Origin of the sequence: Rhodococcus sp. Eu-32 (assembly GCF_003336925.1) — a bacterium.
Taxonomy (GTDB): domain Bacteria; phylum Actinomycetota; class Actinomycetes; order Mycobacteriales; family Mycobacteriaceae; genus Rhodococcoides; species Rhodococcoides kyotonensis_B.
Genome location: NZ_QGNK01000001.1, coordinates 260,549 through 277,242 on the forward strand (window position 1 = coordinate 260,549; position 16,694 = coordinate 277,242).

Genomic DNA, 16,694 nt, shown 5'->3' on the forward strand with positions numbered 1-16,694 from the left:
TATTCATGACTTCCGCTACCGCGTACACAGCGACCGCTGCCGATGCCCCGCTCGAGAAGGTCACCATCGAGCGCAGGGAACTCGGTCCGAACGACGTCCTCATCGACGTCAAGTTCGCCGGCATCTGTCACTCCGACATTCACACCGCCCGCAACGAGTGGGGTGGCACCAGCTACCCCGTCGTTCCCGGACACGAGATCGCCGGCATCGTCGCCGAGGTCGGATCCGACGTCACAAAGCACAAGGTCGGAGATCGCGTCGGAGTCGGCTGTTTCGTCGATTCCTGCGGCAAGTGCGACGCGTGCCTCGCCGGAGAAGAGCAGTACTGCTTCGAGGGCGTGATCGCGACCTACAACTCCAAGCTTCCCGACGGTTCCATCACGCAGGGTGGATACTCGACGCAGATCGTCGTCACCGAGGGCTTCGTGCTCCGCATTCCCGACGGCATCGAGCTCGACGTCGCCGCGCCGCTGCTGTGCGCAGGCATCACGCTGTACTCGCCGCTGAAGCACTGGGGTGCAGGCCCGGGCAAGAAGGTCGCCATCATCGGAATGGGCGGACTCGGACACGTCGGCGTGAAGATCGCTCACGCGATGGGCGCCGAGGTCACCGTGCTCAGCCAGACGCTGAGCAAGGAAGAAGACGGCAGGCGTCTCGGTGCCGACCACTACTACGCCACCTCCGATAAGGCGACGTTCAAGAAGCTGCGTGGCCAGTTCGACCTGATCATCAACACCGTGTCGGCGAAGATCGACATGGACCGCCACATGTCGTTGCTGGCGATCAACGGCTCGCTCGTCATCCTCGGCCTGCCGAGCGAGCCCATCGAGGTTCGAGGCTTCACTCTCGCCGCGAACCGTCGTAGCCTCGCAGGGTCGATGGTCGGCGGTATCCCCGAGACCCAGGAGATGCTCGACTTCTGCGCCGAGCACAAGATCGGCGCCGAGATCGAAACCATTCCGGCCGACAAGATCAACGAGGCCTACGAGCGCGTGCTGAAGAGCGACGTCCGCTACCGCTTCGTCATCGACGCGAAGACGTTCTAGGGCGCTAGTGCCATGTGCACGGAAATACACGACGCTTCATGGTCGTTCCGCGGGCTCCACTCCTGCTGCCATGTATTTCCGTGCACATGGGTCAGCTCTCCGCCAGACGTTTCTTCTCCAGCTCGACGTCGAAATCGGCCTTCGGCCAATCCAATTCGAGCGTCTGCAGAGCGTCGATCAACAGCTCCGTGACCGCGAGCCTGCTGTACCACTTCTTGTCGGCCGGGATCACGTACCACGGCGCGTAGTCCGTGTTCGTTCGATCCACGACGCGCTGGTACGCCGTCCGGTACTGCGGCAGGAAGCCTCGCTCGGTGACGTCGCCCGGGTTGTACTTCCAGTGCTTGTCCGGCCGATCGAGACGCTCCTGGAGCCGTCGCCGCTGCTCCTCTGGTGAGACGAACAGTGCGACCTTGACGATGTGCGTGCCCTCGTCGGTCAACTCCTTCTCGAACGCGTTGATCTCGTCGAACCGCGGCTCCCACACCTGCCGCGGCACCAGATCGTGCACTGCGACGACGAGAACATCCTCGTAGTGCGACCGGTCGAACACCCCGATCCGCCCGCCGCGAGGGAGTTCCTTGCGAATGCGCCACAGGTAGTGGTGCTCGCGTTCTTCCTTGGTCGGCACACCGAACGACGCGAGGTCGACGCCTTGCGGGTCGACCATTCCCAGGACGTGCCGGACCATTCCACCCTTGCCCGCAGTGTCCATGCCCTGCAGGACCAACAGGATCGAGCGAAGATCGCCCGTCCGGCCGTTGGCGTACAGCTTCTCCTGCAACGACGACAGCACCTCACCGCGCTCGGCGAGCAACTGCTGACCCTCGACCTTCTTTCCGTCGAAACCTGGAGTCGACGAGCAATCGAGATCGTCGATGCGCGTCGAGTCCGTCGCGCGGAGGGCCTCGACGGCAGGCGTCGACCAGAGGGACTCGTGGGCGTTCTTCGAATGCTTGGCCATCGGCCGAGCCTAGCCCCACTACTGTGGGATTCATGGCTCCGAAACTTGCTTCCGCAGATTCCGTCGATCGCGATCGCCTTCTCGAATTCGTCGCGAAGCGCCATCATTCGACGCTCATCACCCACAAGCGCGACGGCGGCCTGCAGGTCTCGCCCGTCACGTCCGGCCTCGACTCGGAGGGGCGCATCGTCATCGCGACGTATCCCGAGCGGGCGAAAGTCGTGAACATCCGGCGCAACTCGGCCGTGACACTGTGCATCCATTCCGACGAGTGGAACGACGCGTACGTCCAGGTCGACGGCACCGCCGAAGTCATCGATCTGCCGGACTCGGTCGAACCGCTCGTCGAGTACTTCCGAAGCATCGCAGGCGAACACTCGGACTGGGACGAATACCGTCAGGCCATGGTCAAGCAGGGAAAGTCGTTGATACGCATCACCATCGAGTCCTGGGGTCCCGTCGCCGAGGGCGGTTTCCCTCCGGGAAGGGTCTAGATACGAGGGCCTGTACGGACCGAATGTCACATTCGGTCACTCAGAGTGACCGGAAAGCCACATTCGGTCCGCGGACCGGCAGAGCCCGGCGGGCTAGCAGTTGTCCGGCGCAGGACGCCCGGCGAACCGGTCCGCGATCCATGCGTCCAGTTCCGCACCAGGCGTGAGGGTGTGACCCTGTCCTTCGGCGCGAACCCGCAGGACGGTGTCGCCGAAACCGCATGCCCGCCCGAGTGCGACTTCGGTCCATGCGGGCAGCACCACGTCGTCGGCGCCGCCGTACACCGCGAGAATCGGTGCGGACGAGGCCGCTTTCGGGAGCGAATATTCCTGTAGTCGACCCGTAAGCTGTTGTGCCGCATCGCTGTTCGAGGACTTGAAGTTTCCGGGCTGCCACTGCTGGTCCGCGATGACCCGGGCAGGTGCGCTACCCGGGCCGCACGAGATCAGCGCCGACGACTTCTCGCCGATCACGCCGTGCAGGTGATCGTCCGGTTCGATCGCCGGGTCGACCGCTGCCGCGCCTTCGACGATCATCGGATACAGGGCGCGTTGCCCCTCGGACAGCGTCGCCTCCTGCGCTCGGTCGACGACGGGGGAGATATCGAGGGCCGGTACGACGACGGCAGCACCGACGAGATCCAGTCCGTCACCGTAGCTGTCGTCGAATTCGTTTGCGGCCCAGGCGGCGTGACCGCCCTGGGACGTTCCGGCGGCGAGCCAACGCGTCGACAACGACGGGTCGAGATAGCGCACGGCACGCACCGAGTCGATGACGTCGAACGCTGCGGTGCGCGGCTCGAGGTAGGGATGGGCGGGCGCGTCGACGCGGCTGCTCAGGCCCTGATAGTCGGTGTAGACCACCGCGTAGCCCTGCTCGAGAAACCGTGCGACGGCAGCGGTGTCGCCCGCCAGATCCGCGGTTTCCGTCGGCGCGCATCCCGGTTCGATTCCGACGGTGCCGTGCGCATAGGCGACGACGGGACGTCCCCCGACCTGCGCTGGACCGGACGGAACGAACAGTGCGCCGGTCACTTCGGTCGATTCGCCGGTGACGCCCGAGATCGAGTTGTAGACGAATGTCGCAGCCGTCGTTCCGGAAGGGAGTGCAGCCATGTCGAACCCGGTGTCCGTCGTGCTGGACAGAACGGTTCCCCTGGCCGCGAGCGCCGACGCGGATGCGGTGGGTGGCGTCGTCGAATAGGCGGGAGGCTCGACGACCGAAGTCGAGCACGCGCCGACCAGTACGGCGCACGCACAAGCCAGCGCCCCTCGCCACCCGTGCGCGGATAGTTGCATCCTGGGCCAACCAAGCGCGCACGGGTGGCGAAGCCGCACGTCAGCCGGCCAGCGGAGCAGCGAACAGCGGAACCGCGTTCTCGATGGCGTACTGGGTTCCCTGCACCGAACCGCTCGAGAAGGCGTTGCTGAGGTTCTGGTCGCCCAGCACCACGAGGCGGCCGTCGCGAGCCGACGGAAGTCCCTGGATGCCGGGGTTGTTCGTGATCTCGTCCGCGGTGGTGAAGATCGGGAACATGACCGTCAGGTCGGCGTCGAGCTGACCGACGTTCTCGGCGGACAGGTCGATGGTGAACGAACCGTCCTTCGCCTGCGACTGAATCGTCGGTGAGTTGACGAACCCGAGCTTCTTCATGAACTCGACACGGGTGTCACCCTCGACGTAAGCGCCGAGCTGACCGCTGTACAGCGTGCCGACTGCGACGGTCTTGCCCGCGAACTCCGGATTGGCCGACACGGCCGCGTCGAAGTCGGCGTTGGTGTCGTCGATGAGCTGCTTGCCCTCGTCGGACTTGCCGAGGGCATCGGCGACGAGCTGCATCTGCCCGTCCCACGTTGTGCCGTAGGCGATGTCGGTGCCAGGAGGGGCGGCGACGGTCGGAGCGAGTGCGGACAGCTGGTCGTAGACGGCCTTGTCGTTAGTACTGCGCGTCCACAGGATCAGATCGGGGTTCAGTGCTGCAACGGATTCGACGTCGAGATCGTAGGTGTCGAGCATGGTCGGCGCGGTGTCGTACGACTCGTCGACCCACGGACCGAGTCCGTCTCCACCGACGCCGAGCCAGTCGCTCGTTCCGACCGGTTGCACGCCGAGAGCGAGCGCGGTCTCGGCGTCGGACCAACCGAGCGCGACGACCCGCTGCGGATCGGCCGGAACCGACACCTCACCGAAGATCGTGTCGACGGTGGCCTCGGCGGCGGAATCCGAGGACCCGTCGTCACTGCTGTTGCTGCATGCCGTGGCGGTGACCAGCGTGACCGCAGCCGCCAGGGCGAAGAACGTCGAAGCTCCAAGTTTGCGCATAGGCAACGCTAACCTACCGACGCGGCTTTCGAGAACTGGTCGACGATCGCCTCGCAGAACGCGGGCAGGTCATCGGGGTTGCGGCTCGATACGAGGCCGTTGTCGACGACGACCTCCTGATCGACGACGGTCCCACCCGCGTTGCGGATGTCCGTTCGGATGCTCGGGTACGACGTCAATGTGCGACCCCGCACGACGTCTGCTTCGACGAGCGTCCACGGTCCGTGGCAGATGACGCCGACGGGTTTGCCCGATCCGACGAACCGTCGTACGAAATCGACGGCAGCGGAGTCGGTGCGCAGTTTGTCGGGGTTGGTGGTGCCGCCGGGGAGGATCAGGGCATCGAAGTCGTCCGGGGAGACGTCGGCGACGACACGGTCGACACCGAACGTGTTGCCGGCTTCGACGTCGTTGTTCATCGCCTGGATGTCGCCGTGTGTCAGTGCCACGAGAGTTGTTGTGGCACCGGCTTTCTGGACTGCATCACGAGGCTGTACCAGTTCTACTTCCTCGACTCCGTCGGTTGCGAGAATTGCTACGTTGAGGCCGTTCAGCGGTGAGTTGCTCATGCGTGACGGATGACCGTCGTACGACGGTCTCAAACGGGTCGAATGGGTACGCTGTCTCTCATGGCCGATGACTTCACCGATCCGACCACGGAACTACCCGATCCCGACGTCGAGGAGCCCGGTGCGGGCGAACTGCCCACCGAGGCCGATCCGGCCGACGTCGTCGAGCAGTCCATCGAGGTACCGATCGACCCCGAGGACGACCGGCCCGAGTAGGTCAGCCCTCGTCCTCGACGATCAGCGGGTGTGGCTGCGACTTGAACTTGGCGGGCGAACCGTCGGACATCGCGACGCCGTGGATGCCGCCCCACGTCATCATGCACAGGTAGTCGATCAGATCCTCGGCCGACATCGACTTGTTCGAGATCCACCAGTGCGTGGCCAGCTGCACCGCACCGACGATCGCGAACGCCCACGGCACCGAACCACCGGAATCCATCTCGCGACTGCGCAGACGCTCGCCGAGGACCGTCGCCAGCAACTCGGCGATCATGCGTTCGGAATCGGCGACGACGTCGCGGTTGGGTCCGGCGCTGTTGGCCATGACGTACAGGTAGACCTCGGGGTCCGTGGCCACCGTCTCGACGTAGGCCGCGATGACGGCCCGCGTCAGCTCGTATTCGTCGAGTTCCTCGGAGATGGCGCTGTAGATGCGCGGCGCCAACGTGGTCTCGACGTAACGGCTCATGGTCGCGTTCGTCAGATCGTTCTTGTCGGTGAAGTACCGATACAGCACGGTTTTCGAGATGCCGATCTCCGACGCGATCTCGTCCATTCCGATGTCGCGGCCGCGAAGCCGAATCGCGGCGAGGGTGCCGTCGACCAACTCTTCTCGACGCGCGATCTTGTGCTCACGCCAGCGTCGCTTCCGCCCGTCGGACTTCTCGGCCTTGGGGGCTTCCTTGGCCGCCGAGGCCGACTCCTCCTTGGCCGCCGATGTCGCATTTCTCGCCACGTGTGTCCGCCGTATCCCGATCGTATGTTCGTTCGACACAGCTTAGGCGTCCGCCTACGGTTCCACGCATCCGCCACGTCGACGCGGCTCCGCTGGGGCGAGGGCACAATGGCGAGAGTGCAGCTGACGAAATTCGACGACGCGACCAAACGTCGCGACCTCCGCAAGATGAAGGCGGTCGCGACGGGCTTCCTCGTGTTCGCGACGGTGATCTACCTGGTATGCCGCTGGCAGGAATCGCGCGGCGCAGGCGCGTGGGTCGGGTACGTGCGGGCGGCGTCGGAAGCGGGCATGGTCGGTGCGCTCGCCGACTGGTTCGCCGTGACGGCGCTGTTCAAGCACCCGCTGGGGATTCCGATTCCGCACACGGCGATCATCAGGAAGAAGAAGGACCAGCTCGGATCCAGTCTGTCGTCGTTCGTCGGCAGCAACTTCCTCGCGCCGGACGTGGTGTCGGAGAAGGTGCAGTCCGCGCAGATTCCGCTGCGGCTCGGCACCTGGCTCGCCGAACCCGAGAACGCCGAACGGGTCGCCGCCGAATCCGCGACGGTTCTGCACGGCGTCGTCGAGGTGCTCAACGACGAGGACATCACGCAGATCATCGACAACACCATCGTGCGACGACTCGCCGATCCGCAGTGGGGGCCGCCGATCGGCCGCGTGCTCGAGGAATTGATCGCCGACAACCGGCAGATGCCGTTGATCGACATGCTCGCCGAACGCGCGCATCAGTGGGCGCTCGGCAGTCAGGAGACGATCGATCGCGTCGTCTCGCGTGACTCCCCGACGTGGTCGCCGAAGTTCGTCGACACGCTGCTCGGCGAGAAGATCTACAAGGAGCTCGTCGAGTTCACGTGGAAGATTCGAGCCAATCCCGACCACGAGATTCGATTGGCGGCGAACAAGTTTCTCGTCGACTACGCCCACGACCTGCAGCACGACCCGGCGACCATCGAGAAGGCCGAGTCGCTCAAGGCTCAGATCATGGGACGTGAGGAAATCACCGGGCTGGCCGCGGCCACCTGGAACGTCGCGAAGAGGCTCATCGTCGAATCCGTCGACGACCCGTCGAGCACACTGCGTCGCAAGTTCAGCGAGAACATCCAGAGCTGGGGCGCACGCATTCGCGACGATCACGAACTGCGCGGCAAGGTCGACGGTTGGCTGGAGGCCGGGGCCCGACACATCGCGAAGAACTACGCCGACGAGATCACCACGATCATCACGGACACCGTCGCGCGCTGGGATGCCGACGAAGCCAGCCGCAAGATCGAACTGCAAGTCGGTCGCGATCTTCAGTTCATCCGGATCAACGGCACCGTCGTCGGATCCATCGCCGGTCTCGCCATCTACTCGGTATCGAATCTGCTCTTCTAGTGCGCGCACGGCCGCTAGCAGAAGTGCTTGCAATAGTTAGCACCCTTGGGTAACGTCGGACCAGTACACCGAAACCACAAGTTTCGAGCCAGGAACGAGCGGTGAACATGAATTCCGACAACGAAGCCCAGGGCGACGAATCCCGCGTCGACAATCAGAGCATTGTCGCCAAGGTGTCCGAGGCGACCGATGTCGTGGCCGAGGCAGGCGACCTGGTCGCCACCGTCGTCAGTACGGCCGCGTCGGACATCGGTAGTTACATCCGCTCGCAGCGGGAAGCGGCGCAGGTATCTCTGCGGCAACTCGCGTCGAGGGCGGGGGTGAGCAACCCGTATCTGAGCCAGATCGAGCGAGGGTTGCGCAAACCATCCGCCGAGGTGCTCGGGCAGATCGCCAAGGGTCTGCGCGTGTCATCGGAAGCGTTGTACGTACGGGCCGGGTTCTTGGAGGAACGACCACACGGTCCAGTTCGAGATGCGTTGCTCGGAGACCCGGAGATCACCGAACGGCAGAAGCACGTGCTGATCGAGATCTACGACTCGTTTCGTCGCGAGAACGAGCAAACACGCACGGCGAACGACGTCTCGGTCGATACCCGGGCGTCGGCCGAACCAGATCTGCAATCGGAACCAGAATCACCCATACAGGAGTTTCCCCATGACTGATGCAAGGAACCTAGACAACGTCAAGACGCCTCTCTATGCGGCTGTCGGCGCAGGCGACGCGGTCGTGCAAGCCGTGGCCGACGTGGTGGCTCAGGTGCGCTCGCGGGCCGAGGTCCGCGGCACCGAGGTGACCGACCGGGTCGACACTGCGCGTGCCCGCCTGGCGGACTTCTCCGAAGACGTCACCGAGGGTGTCGAATCCCTGCGCGAGCGTCTCGCGAACCTGCCGGCCGAGCTTCCCGACGAGATCGCCGAGCTGCGCGAACGCTTCACCCCGGACGAACTGCGCAAGGTCGCCGAGGCGTACCTGAAGGTCGCCTCCGATCTGTACACGTCTCTCGCCGAGCGTGGTGAGGAGACCGTCGAGCGCATCCGCCGGACTCCGGCCGTCGAAGAGGGCCTCGGCCGTGCGAACGCCGCCGCCAACGACGTCGTCGACCTCACCGAGCAGGCGCTGGGTACCGTCGCCTCGCAGACGCGCGCCGTCGGTGAGCGTGCCGCCGCACTCGCAGGCATCGCGTCGGACAAGGTTCGCGACACCGCCGAGGACCTGGCCGAGGAGATCGACGAGGCAGGCGACAACGCGAAGGAAGCCGCTACCGACGCGTCGCAGAAGGTCAGCGGAGTCGCGGGCAAGGTCGAGTCCAAGACTCGCGCCAACCAGGACGCACCGCTGAAGAAGACCGCGCCTGCTGCCAAGAAGGCAACCCCGGCGACCGCTGCGAAGAAGACTGCAGCACCCGCCAAGAAGGCTCCGGCCAAGAAGACCACCAGCTGACGCCGGTGCCTCACCGAATCGCCCGTCACTCTCGAGGGGGAGTGACGGGCGATTTGCCTGGGGGCGGGCGGGGCGAGGGGCGTTTTGCCTGCGGTCGAGCGGGGCGAGGGGCGTTTTGCCTGCGGTCGAGCGGAGCGAGGGGCGTTTTGCGTAGTATGGGCGACGTGCCAGCTGTCGACAGTCTCACCGGTCTGATTCTTCTCGTCCTTCGCCTCATCGCGTTGGCCGGTGCCGCGTACGCGGTGTTTCACGCTGCTCGTCAGCGCCCTGACGCGTTCACGGCCGTCGACAAGCTCACCAAGCCCGTCTGGCTGGGCATTCTGATCGTCGCTCTGCTGGTTGTGTTCCTGTTCGGCGCGATCAATTTCATCGGTCTGCTCGGCGTCGTGGCGGTGTGTGTCTACCTCGTCGACGTCCGGCCCAAGGTGGATGCCGTTCAGCGCGGTCCTCGCTGGTAGAAGGCCGTGCACGGGCGTCCGTGCATGGTTTCGGTGAGGCGCCGCTTATCGTCTACGCATGATCGAGTATCGCGTCGACGATCTGGCGCGTCGCGCCGGTGTCAGTGTGCGGAACGTGCGCGTGTACCAGGATCGTGGACTGCTGCCGCCTCCGCGTAGAGAAGGCCGGACTGGCTGGTACAACGAGTCGCACCTCGCTCGGTTGTCGCTCATCTCGAGCATGCTGAACCGCGGGTACACGTTCGCGACGATCAGTGAGCTCCTGACCGCGGCCCAGTACGGCATGCGCGTCGAGGACGTGCTGGCCGGCGGCAAGAGCGTCGGCAGCGATGTTCGGCATCTCAGCCGCGCCGACATGGATGCGGTGTTCGCCGGGGCCATCTCCGACGCGGACCTGCAGCGTGGCGTCGAGCTGGGGGTCATCGCCGCCGACGGCGACGGCTACCGCATCGACAATCCGCTGCTCGTCGAGGCAGCGAGGCTGCTGGCCGAAGCCGGTATTCCGGTCGCTCACACGTTGGACGAGGCCGAAGGTGTGCGACGCGATCTCGACGATGTAGCGGGCCGCTTTGTTGCGTTGATCACAGACAGATTCGTATCCGACGGCCAAGATCCGTTCGACACCGATGCTCGTGCGGTCGCGGACGTCGCCGAACTGGTCAACAGGTTGAGGCCTCTCGCACACCGCACGGTCACTGCGTTGTTCGCGGAAGCAATGGACCGCCGGATCACGTTGACCATGGAAGACATCGTCACGAAGTTCGGGGGAAGCGCAGGGCCGGCAGACGGCCAGGCGAGTTGAGAAGAAGGAGACGGTTCGTGGTCACACGGAGAGCTGCCCGAGGCGCACTCGTCGGAGTCGCGGGACTTGCGGCAGCGGCAGGGATCGGGACAGTACTGGTTCGTCGTCGAAGCGGGCTGACGGCCGAGGGTCCGTCGGAGGCGGGCGCGGTGTCGAAGCCCGACGAACTGCTCCACGTACCCACCTTCGAACCGCGCATCGTTCCTGTCGTCACCGACGACGGTGCCGAACTACACGTGCGGGTCTACGGCGATCACGATGCGCAACCGATCGTCTTCAGCCACGGCTGGACGTGCTCTGCCGACTTCTGGGCGCCGCAGATCAACGCGTTCGCGGAGAAGTACAAGGTGATCGTGTACGACCAGCGTGGTCACGGACGCAGCGACGTCGGGACCAGGCTTCTCGGACCGGACGTCCTGGCCGACGACCTTGCCGACGTGCTCGCCGCGACCGTCACCGAGGACAACAAGGCCGTACTGGTCGGCCACAGCATGGGCGGTATGTCGGTCATGGCATGGGCCGGTCGCTACCCCGAGCAGGTCGACTCTCTCGTCAGCGCGGTGCTCTTGGCGAGCACGGCGACCGACAGTCTCGTTCGCGAGACGACCGTCATTCCGCTGCCGACTCGCTTCCCACGGGTTCCGGTGCCTGTCGGTCGTGTCGTGCTGAAGTCCGCGGTGCCGCTTCGGCCGTCGCCGGTGACGCGTCAGGCGATCAAGTACGTCTCGATGGCGCCGAGTGCGACGCCTGCCGAGGTGGCGTTCTGCGAGAAGATCGTCCTCGAATGTGCCCCGCGTACCCGCGGAATCTGGGGTGCGGCGCTCAGCGACCTCGACATCTACGAGGCGTTGGCAAACATGAGCGTGCCGACGACGGTACTCGTGGGCACGGCCGACCGGCTGACCCCACCCGTGCATGCCCGCCGGCTCGCCGAGGCGTTGGAATCGCACGACCATCTCAGCAAGTACATCGAAGTGCCGGGTGTCGGACACATGAGCTCGGTCGAGGCCATCGACGACGTCAACTCCGAGATCCTGCGGTTGCGCAGTCTGTAGTGCGGGTGCGGAGCGCCCTAGCTGAAGACCACCGTTTTCTTGCCGTGCACGAGGACACGATCCTCGAGGTGCCAGCGCAGCCCGCGGGAGAGCACGAGCTTCTCGATGTCACGGCCCTGTCGGACCATGTCGGCGACCTCGTCGGAGTGGTCGACGCGGATGACGTCCTGTTCGACGATCGGACCCGCGTCGAGTTCGGCGGTGACGTAGTGGCACGTCGCGCCGATCAGTTTCACGCCGCGCGCGAACGCCTGGTGGTACGGGCGAGCGCCGACGAACGACGGCAGGAAGCTGTGATGAATGTTGAGGGCCTTGCCCGCCCAGTGCTCGCACAGCTCTTCCGGCAGGACCTGCATGAACCGAGCGAGCACGACGGCGTGCGGGTCGTACGAATCGACGAGCTCGCGAACCTCGTCGAACGCCGGTCCGCGCTCGGCCGGATCCTTCGGGAATTCGACGTGGTGGAATCGGATGCCGTGCGCGCGGGCGACCGGTTCGAGTGACTTGTGGTTGCCGATGACAGCCGAGACCTCGGCGGGGAGTTCGCCTCCGGCTGCGCGCCCGAGCAGGTCGTGCAGGCAGTGCGCTTCCTTGCTGACGAGGATGACGACGCGTTTGCGTTGGCCCGAATCCTCCAGAGTCCATTCGGTTTCCGGGCCGATCTCGGCTGCGACGGACTCGAACCGGGCGCGCAGTTCCTCGATGCTCATGTCGACGGACGACGCACGCACGGCCTGACGAGTGAAGAACCATCCCGTGTCCGGATCGGCGTGGTACGCGGCTTCGACGATCCATCCGCCGACCTCGGCGAGGAACGTCGAGATCTTGGCGACGATGCCCGTGCGGTCGGGGCATCCGAGGGACAGAACGTACCGACGGTCGTCGGCGACACCAGCTGAACTCATGCGTCGATTCTCTCAGGCGGTCCTGACCCCGGTTGCCACCAGTGTCGTCGCATCGACCGAATCGATGCCGCGAGCGGTCAGTAGTTCGAGGAATTCGGTGCGGACTCTCTCGCGGGTCGCGTCGTCGAAGTCGGCCAGTGCACCGCGAAAACCGCTGCCCAGCACGAGGTTCCAGACGAACTCCTCGGTGGCGGGGACGTGATTGGACAGCTCCCGAACCTGAACCGACTCGCACCGCTGTGCTTCGAGCCACGCCGCCAGCGTGTCCGCGGTCTCGATGCCGCGCAGCGGGTTGGACTCGTATCCCTGTCGCGACAGCGGGCCGGTGTGCCCGTCGCCGGGGGAGTGGCGCGCGATGACCTCGAAGTACGCGTCGCCGAACTCCTTGACCGCACCCTTGCGCCACACCGTGACGCCGACGCGTCCTCCGAGCCGAACCAGGCTCACCAGGCGTGAGAACGTGATGTCCATGTCCGGGAGGAAGAAGATGCCGTAACTGCAGGCCAACGCGTCGTATCCGGCGTCGATCGTGCTCGGAGCCTCCCACTCGGTGGCGTCGGCGCAGACGAAGTCGATGTTCCGCAGGGCGGCCGATGTGGCCTTCAGGCGACCGACCTCGAGCAGGTCGTCGGCGAGATCGATGGCATGGACGATGCCGTCGGGACCGACCGCCTGCGCCGCTGGAATCGCCGACGCGCCCGTGCCTGCGCAGACGTCGAGCACCGATTCACCTGCCGCGAGATCCAGAGCGAACGACAGGGCTTGGCCTGCGGGACCCCAGACGAGAGGGGTGATCAGATCGAATTCACGGCTGGTGGAGTTGAAGGTGTCGGCGGTTCCGGCCGCGCGAGAATGGGACATGTCCCCGAGCTTAGGACGGGCGACGCTGTGGTTGGGTGGTCTTATGTCTGTCACTCGCGCTTCCCTGGCCCGCATGATCGATCACACGCTGCTCAAGCCCGAAGCGACGCCCGACGACGTCGCCGCGCTCGTCACGGAAGGACTGGAGCTCGGCGTCCTCGCTGTGTGCGTGTCGCCGTCGATGCTGCCCGTCCGGGCGGAGGGCCTCGTCGTCGCGGCTGTCGCGGGATTCCCGTCGGGCAAACATCATTCGCTCGTCAAGGGGTCCGAGGCGCGCCTCGCCGTCGACCAGGGTGCAACGGAAATCGACATGGTCATCGACGTCGGCGCAGCTGTTGCCGGCGACTACAACGCGGTGCTGTCCGACATTCTCACCGTCCGTGAGGCGATCGGACCGACACCGGTGCTGAAGGTGATCATCGAGTCGGCCGCGCTGTCGGACGAGGCGATCGTCGAGACGTGCCGTGCCGCCGAACGAGCGGGCGCGAACTTCGTCAAGACGTCGACGGGGTTCCACCCGGCCGGAGGTGCGAGCGTGGAGGCCGTGCGGCTGATGGCCGAGACCGTCGGCGGTCGGTTGGGCGTCAAGGCCAGTGGCGGCATCCGAACGACGGATGCCGCCCTGGCGATGATCGACGCGGGTGCCACGCGCCTCGGACTGTCCGGCACGCGGGCCGTGCTGGACGGCCTGCAGGCCTAGCTTTCGGGGCCCGGTCAGGTGAACGTGCTGCACGCCTCCGGCTGCTGCGGGGCCGTCTGACCGGGCTGCGCGGCGGGCATCGTGTACTGGCCGCCCTCGAGCCGCAGATCGATCGCGTTGTCGCTGACGGTGAGCGACGTCGGCTTCATGTCGAGCGGGTACTGCTGCAGGCTGTCGGTCAGCACGCCGACGATGCTGTCGACGAGGTCGGTCGGAATGCCGAGCCCCAGGATCGACGCGTTCACGGTCTTGACTTGGACCTGATCGCCGCTGATCTGCGGCTTGACGGTCAGCTGGGCGAGGCCTGCCACGGCGAACGACAAGGTGCCCGCCGACTGATCCGCCGTCACCCCGGACACGAGCGCGCCGATGCCCTGCGACTGCAGGGTCTTGGCGATGCCGTCGGTGGACCAGTCGATGTCGGCGCTCGAGCTGCCGATGGTTCCGTTGCTGTCACCGTTCTGCTGGAGGTCGACGTCGTTGACCTCGGCGTGCACGTTCATGCCCTCGGCCGGGCCGAACCGGGCGTCCTTGCTGTCGACGGTGACCGACGAGACCTTCTTGTCGACGAGCGACAGCAGGACCGGCTTCCACCCGATGCCGACGTCGACGGAACTGCCGATCTCGCTTTCGAGCTGTCCGGCCAGGCACGACTTGATCTGCTGACGGAAGTACAGTTCGCCGCCCAGCAAGGCCGCGACGAGTACCAGAACGACGAGCAGCGCAATCAGAGGAGCTTTGCTTCGTGTCATTCGCAGCAGTCTTCCGCACAATTCTGAAAGAGCTCTGTGAATCACCGCGCGGAGGGTGAAGTGCATCGAATCTTGTGATGTGCAACACATGCTGTCGTACTCTTGACGGCATGACCACACGTCCGAGCGCCCTCGAATTGCGTCGCCTGGCTGCGAGTCAGGACGGATACTTCACCATCGAACAGGCCGAGGATCTCGGATACGAACACGCCTCGATGCACGCCAATATCGTTGCGGGAGACTGGACGAAGGTCGAACGCAACCTGTGCAGGTTGTCGGACTGGCCGCACAACGATCTCGAACACTTCGCGATGTGGTGTGCATGGTTCGGCGGCGACGCCGTCATCTCGCACCAGAGCGCCGCCGAGCTGCACGGGTTCGGACATCTGCACCCGCAGTTCGTGCACGTGTCGGCGTACACCAATCTGCGCCTCGCGGACACGCGCCTCGCAGTGCACCGGTTGCAGCTGACACCGCACGACATCGAGTCCACCGGCACGTTCCGTATGACGACGCCGGTGCGGACGGTCCTCGACCTCGCCGCGGGCGGAATCTCGCAGATCACGCTCGACGAAGTCGTCGGCGATGCCGTCGCGATCGGACGCGTCGACCCGTCGGTGTTGTACGCCGAGGCCACGAACGGAACCGACCGGGTGGCCGAGCGCGTCGAACTGGCGTTGTCCGCTTGTACGTGAGATGGGCCTGTATCTAAGAGTTCGGCCGTACACAGTCCCACGGGACCGTCAGCACGTTGTCGCGCATGCGACGCCGATTCACGACGACGGGTAGACCATCGCGACTCAGTCCGGCCAACGCCGCACGCCACCGCACCCGAGGGCCGAAGGGGGCGAGGGGAGAAGCCGTCGACCATGCTCGGTCCGCGGCCTGCAGCAGCGCGTGGATCGGCTCGCCGGGAACGTTGCGGTGGATGAGTGCTTTCGGGAGCCTCTCGGCGATGTCCGACGGCTTGTCGACGGTGAACGGATCCCACGCGATCGTCAGTGACAGCGGTCCCCCGGCGTCGAGCAGAACCCACGCGCAGCGACGCCCGAGCTCGTCGCATGTGCCGTCGAGCAGGAGACCGCCGGGCGCGAGAGCGGACAGGATGCGGGCCCACGCGCCGGGAACAGCGTCCTCGGGGTACTGCCGCAGCACGTTGAACGCGCGCACGAGGTTCGGTCGCAGCCCGGCCAGCTCGAACCCGCCGCGCGCGAAGTGCACGTTCTCGGTCGGTTCGACGACGCGGGCCGGGTCGATCTCGAGACCGGTAACGCGCAGATCGGGCCGGACAGTGCGAAGGCGTCGGGCGAGTTCGAGGGTCGTGTCGGGGCGGGCGCCGTACCCGAGATCGACGACGAGCGGGTCCTGCGCATCCGTCAGGACACGCCGGACCAGGGGGCTGTGCGTCAGCCAGCGATCGCTGCGTCGGAGCCGGTTGATTCCGGTGGTGCCGCGGGTGATGACGCCCTGTGGCTTGGCGGAACTAGTTGTTCTTGGCAAGCCAGTCGGCCGTCACTTCACCCTCGCCACGCCAGAGGTCGCGCAGGTTGACCAGCATCAGCTGTTCGAGCTTCCCGCCGACGAACGGCAGGAACACCTTGGCCTCGGACGAGGTGCGCAGCGTCGATCCGGTCTCGGTGGCGAACAGCGACGTCGTGCCCTTGAGGCTGCCGGGGCCGGCCGGAATGGACGCGTCGTAATGGCCCTCGGTGTTCTCCGCCGTGAACGGATCGAAGTGCACGTTGCGCGTGATGACCATGTCCTTCTTCATCACGGTCTGCGCGATGTCGGGCAGTTCGGTCCTCGGGATGATGTGGTGCATCACGACGTCGATCCCGTCGCTCGAGACCTCGAAGCTCTTCAGCTCGTTGTGGGAGTACTTCTTCATCTCCTCGATACGAGCGTCCCAGTGATCGCGGCTGGACAGAGCGGCGTACACCTGCTCGGGGGAGTAGGTGAACCGGGCTGAGTAGTTCATGCGGCGCGCCAT

21 protein-coding genes are annotated in these 16,694 nt (G+C 65.5%); 11 read left to right on the top strand and 10 right to left on the bottom strand.

Annotated elements, in window-relative coordinates:
* Positions 1–5 precede the first annotated feature (5 nt).
* On the top strand, positions 6–1,046 hold the full coding sequence (locus DK926_RS01295) for an NAD(P)-dependent alcohol dehydrogenase (protein ID WP_068429478.1): 1,041 nt from the start codon (positions 6–8) through the stop codon (positions 1,044–1,046).
* A gap of 91 nt (positions 1,047–1,137) precedes the next feature.
* On the opposite strand, the gene DK926_RS01300 is transcribed toward DK926_RS01295, so the two are convergent.
* A complete protein-coding gene (locus DK926_RS01300) occupies positions 1,138–2,010 on the bottom strand; it encodes a polyphosphate kinase 2 family protein (RefSeq protein WP_114328094.1) in 873 nt (290 codons plus the stop codon).
* A 32-nt stretch (positions 2,011–2,042) separates the two neighbouring features.
* On the opposite strand from DK926_RS01300, the gene DK926_RS01305 reads away from it, so the two are divergent.
* The gene (locus tag DK926_RS01305) at positions 2,043–2,504 is read left to right on the top strand and encodes a PPOX class F420-dependent oxidoreductase (RefSeq protein ID WP_068429522.1); all 462 of its coding nucleotides are present in this window, start codon (positions 2,043–2,045) and stop codon (positions 2,502–2,504) included.
* Between the two features lie 93 nt (positions 2,505–2,597).
* Here the strand turns inward: DK926_RS01305 and DK926_RS01310 are convergent, their stop codons facing one another.
* The 3 genes from DK926_RS01310 to DK926_RS01320 form a co-directional block, all read right to left on the bottom strand.
* Positions 2,598–3,620 carry a lipase family protein gene (locus DK926_RS01310; RefSeq protein WP_243636580.1) on the bottom strand — a complete coding sequence of 341 codons (1,023 nt, stop codon included), beginning with the start codon at positions 3,618–3,620 and terminating at the stop codon, positions 2,598–2,600.
* A gap of 223 nt (positions 3,621–3,843) precedes the next feature.
* Entirely contained in the window at positions 3,844–4,827 is a 984-nt protein-coding gene (locus tag DK926_RS01315) for an iron-siderophore ABC transporter substrate-binding protein (protein ID WP_114328098.1), read from the bottom strand.
* An 8-nt stretch (positions 4,828–4,835) separates the two neighbouring features.
* Positions 4,836–5,396 (bottom strand): type 1 glutamine amidotransferase domain-containing protein, encoded by a 561-nt coding sequence (locus tag DK926_RS01320; protein WP_114328099.1) that lies wholly within the window; start codon positions 5,394–5,396, stop codon positions 4,836–4,838.
* A 60-nt stretch (positions 5,397–5,456) separates the two neighbouring features.
* Here DK926_RS01320 and DK926_RS26540 point away from each other — a divergent pair, with 60 nt between their 5' ends.
* Positions 5,457–5,612 carry a hypothetical protein gene (locus DK926_RS26540; protein WP_165839473.1) on the top strand — a complete coding sequence of 52 codons (156 nt, stop codon included), beginning with the start codon at positions 5,457–5,459 and terminating at the stop codon, positions 5,610–5,612.
* Position 5,613: 1 nt separating this feature from the next.
* Here DK926_RS26540 and DK926_RS01325 read toward each other — a convergent pair whose 3' ends face one another.
* Entirely contained in the window at positions 5,614–6,351 is a 738-nt protein-coding gene (locus DK926_RS01325) for a TetR/AcrR family transcriptional regulator (RefSeq protein WP_114328101.1), read from the bottom strand.
* 108 nt (positions 6,352–6,459) lie between these two features.
* On the opposite strand from DK926_RS01325, the gene DK926_RS01330 reads away from it, so the two are divergent.
* The 6 genes from DK926_RS01330 (at position 6,460) to DK926_RS01355 (ending at position 11,486) form a co-directional block, all read left to right on the top strand.
* The gene (locus DK926_RS01330; protein WP_114328102.1) at positions 6,460–7,728 is read left to right on the top strand and encodes a DUF445 domain-containing protein; all 1,269 of its coding nucleotides are present in this window, start codon (positions 6,460–6,462) and stop codon (positions 7,726–7,728) included.
* A 107-nt stretch (positions 7,729–7,835) separates the two neighbouring features.
* A complete protein-coding gene (locus DK926_RS01335) occupies positions 7,836–8,393 on the top strand; it encodes a helix-turn-helix transcriptional regulator (RefSeq protein ID WP_084423902.1) in 558 nt (185 codons plus the stop codon).
* Entirely contained in the window at positions 8,386–9,171 is a 786-nt protein-coding gene (locus tag DK926_RS01340) for a heparin-binding hemagglutinin (RefSeq protein WP_068429555.1), read from the top strand. Before DK926_RS01335 ends, DK926_RS01340 begins: the two co-directional genes overlap by 8 nt.
* Before the next feature lie 155 nt (positions 9,172–9,326).
* Complete coding sequence (locus DK926_RS01345) at positions 9,327–9,629, top strand: DUF2516 family protein (RefSeq protein ID WP_068429553.1); 303 nt, start codon at positions 9,327–9,329, stop codon at positions 9,627–9,629.
* Between the two features lie 58 nt (positions 9,630–9,687).
* A complete protein-coding gene (locus tag DK926_RS01350) occupies positions 9,688–10,431 on the top strand; it encodes a MerR family transcriptional regulator (protein ID WP_114328105.1) in 744 nt (247 codons plus the stop codon).
* A gap of 17 nt (positions 10,432–10,448) precedes the next feature.
* The gene (locus DK926_RS01355) at positions 10,449–11,486 is read left to right on the top strand and encodes an alpha/beta hydrolase (RefSeq protein ID WP_114328106.1); all 1,038 of its coding nucleotides are present in this window, start codon (positions 10,449–10,451) and stop codon (positions 11,484–11,486) included.
* Between the two features lie 17 nt (positions 11,487–11,503).
* On the opposite strand, the gene purU is transcribed toward DK926_RS01355, so the two are convergent.
* Positions 11,504–12,391, bottom strand: coding sequence for a formyltetrahydrofolate deformylase (gene purU / locus DK926_RS01360; protein WP_068427364.1), 888 nt, complete (start codon positions 12,389–12,391; stop codon positions 11,504–11,506).
* Between the two features lie 12 nt (positions 12,392–12,403).
* Positions 12,404–13,252, bottom strand: coding sequence for a class I SAM-dependent methyltransferase (locus DK926_RS01365; RefSeq protein WP_114328108.1), 849 nt, complete (start codon positions 13,250–13,252; stop codon positions 12,404–12,406).
* A gap of 43 nt (positions 13,253–13,295) precedes the next feature.
* On the opposite strand from DK926_RS01365, the gene deoC reads away from it, so the two are divergent.
* A complete protein-coding gene (gene deoC, locus DK926_RS01370) occupies positions 13,296–13,952 on the top strand; it encodes a deoxyribose-phosphate aldolase (RefSeq protein ID WP_114328110.1) in 657 nt (218 codons plus the stop codon).
* Between the two features lie 14 nt (positions 13,953–13,966).
* On the opposite strand, the gene DK926_RS01375 is transcribed toward deoC, so the two are convergent.
* Positions 13,967–14,704 (bottom strand): DUF2993 domain-containing protein, encoded by a 738-nt coding sequence (locus DK926_RS01375; RefSeq protein WP_165839478.1) that lies wholly within the window; start codon positions 14,702–14,704, stop codon positions 13,967–13,969.
* A 110-nt stretch (positions 14,705–14,814) separates the two neighbouring features.
* On the opposite strand from DK926_RS01375, the gene DK926_RS01380 reads away from it, so the two are divergent.
* Complete coding sequence (locus DK926_RS01380) at positions 14,815–15,399, top strand: hypothetical protein (protein ID WP_068427366.1); 585 nt, start codon at positions 14,815–14,817, stop codon at positions 15,397–15,399.
* Positions 15,400–15,412: 13 nt separating this feature from the next.
* Here DK926_RS01380 and DK926_RS01385 read toward each other — a convergent pair whose 3' ends face one another.
* Together DK926_RS01385 and DK926_RS01390 are read right to left on the bottom strand one after the other, a co-directional pair.
* A complete protein-coding gene (locus DK926_RS01385) occupies positions 15,413–16,204 on the bottom strand; it encodes a class I SAM-dependent methyltransferase (RefSeq protein WP_207890706.1) in 792 nt (263 codons plus the stop codon).
* Positions 16,188–16,694 carry a DUF2505 domain-containing protein gene (locus tag DK926_RS01390; RefSeq protein WP_068427367.1) on the bottom strand — a complete coding sequence of 169 codons (507 nt, stop codon included), beginning with the start codon at positions 16,692–16,694 and terminating at the stop codon, positions 16,188–16,190. Before DK926_RS01390 ends, DK926_RS01385 begins: the two co-directional genes overlap by 17 nt.

Excerpts from the sequence above, each read along its gene's own strand:
- DK926_RS01320 (WP_114328099.1), bottom strand. The coding sequence starts at position 5,396 with ATGAGCAACTCACCGCTGAACGGCCTCAACGTAGCAATTCTCGCAACC.
- DK926_RS01390 (WP_068427367.1), bottom strand. The coding sequence starts at position 16,694 with ATGGCGCGCCGCATGAACTACTCAGCCCGGTTCACCTACTCCCCCGAG.
- DK926_RS01350 (WP_114328105.1), top strand. The coding sequence starts at position 9,688 with ATGATCGAGTATCGCGTCGACGATCTGGCGCGTCGCGCCGGTGTCAGT.
- DK926_RS01335 (WP_084423902.1), top strand. The coding sequence starts at position 7,836 with ATGAATTCCGACAACGAAGCCCAGGGCGACGAATCCCGCGTCGACAAT.
- DK926_RS01365 (WP_114328108.1), bottom strand. The coding sequence starts at position 13,252 with ATGTCCCATTCTCGCGCGGCCGGAACCGCCGACACCTTCAACTCCACC.
- DK926_RS01310 (WP_243636580.1), bottom strand. The coding sequence starts at position 3,620 with ATGGCTGCACTCCCTTCCGGAACGACGGCTGCGACATTCGTCTACAAC.
- purU (WP_068427364.1), bottom strand. The coding sequence starts at position 12,391 with ATGAGTTCAGCTGGTGTCGCCGACGACCGTCGGTACGTTCTGTCCCTC.
- DK926_RS01345 (WP_068429553.1), top strand. The coding sequence starts at position 9,327 with ATGGGCGACGTGCCAGCTGTCGACAGTCTCACCGGTCTGATTCTTCTC.
- DK926_RS01380 (WP_068427366.1), top strand. The coding sequence starts at position 14,815 with ATGACCACACGTCCGAGCGCCCTCGAATTGCGTCGCCTGGCTGCGAGT.
- DK926_RS01300 (WP_114328094.1), bottom strand. The coding sequence starts at position 2,010 with ATGGCCAAGCATTCGAAGAACGCCCACGAGTCCCTCTGGTCGACGCCT.
- deoC (WP_114328110.1), top strand. The coding sequence starts at position 13,296 with ATGTCTGTCACTCGCGCTTCCCTGGCCCGCATGATCGATCACACGCTG.
- DK926_RS01375 (WP_165839478.1), bottom strand. The coding sequence starts at position 14,704 with ATGACACGAAGCAAAGCTCCTCTGATTGCGCTGCTCGTCGTTCTGGTA.
- DK926_RS01315 (WP_114328098.1), bottom strand. The coding sequence starts at position 4,827 with ATGCGCAAACTTGGAGCTTCGACGTTCTTCGCCCTGGCGGCTGCGGTC.
- DK926_RS26540 (WP_165839473.1), top strand. The coding sequence starts at position 5,457 with ATGGCCGATGACTTCACCGATCCGACCACGGAACTACCCGATCCCGAC.
- DK926_RS01340 (WP_068429555.1), top strand. The coding sequence starts at position 8,386 with ATGACTGATGCAAGGAACCTAGACAACGTCAAGACGCCTCTCTATGCG.
- DK926_RS01305 (WP_068429522.1), top strand. The coding sequence starts at position 2,043 with ATGGCTCCGAAACTTGCTTCCGCAGATTCCGTCGATCGCGATCGCCTT.
- DK926_RS01330 (WP_114328102.1), top strand. The coding sequence starts at position 6,460 with ATGGCGAGAGTGCAGCTGACGAAATTCGACGACGCGACCAAACGTCGC.
- DK926_RS01295 (WP_068429478.1), top strand. The coding sequence starts at position 6 with ATGACTTCCGCTACCGCGTACACAGCGACCGCTGCCGATGCCCCGCTC.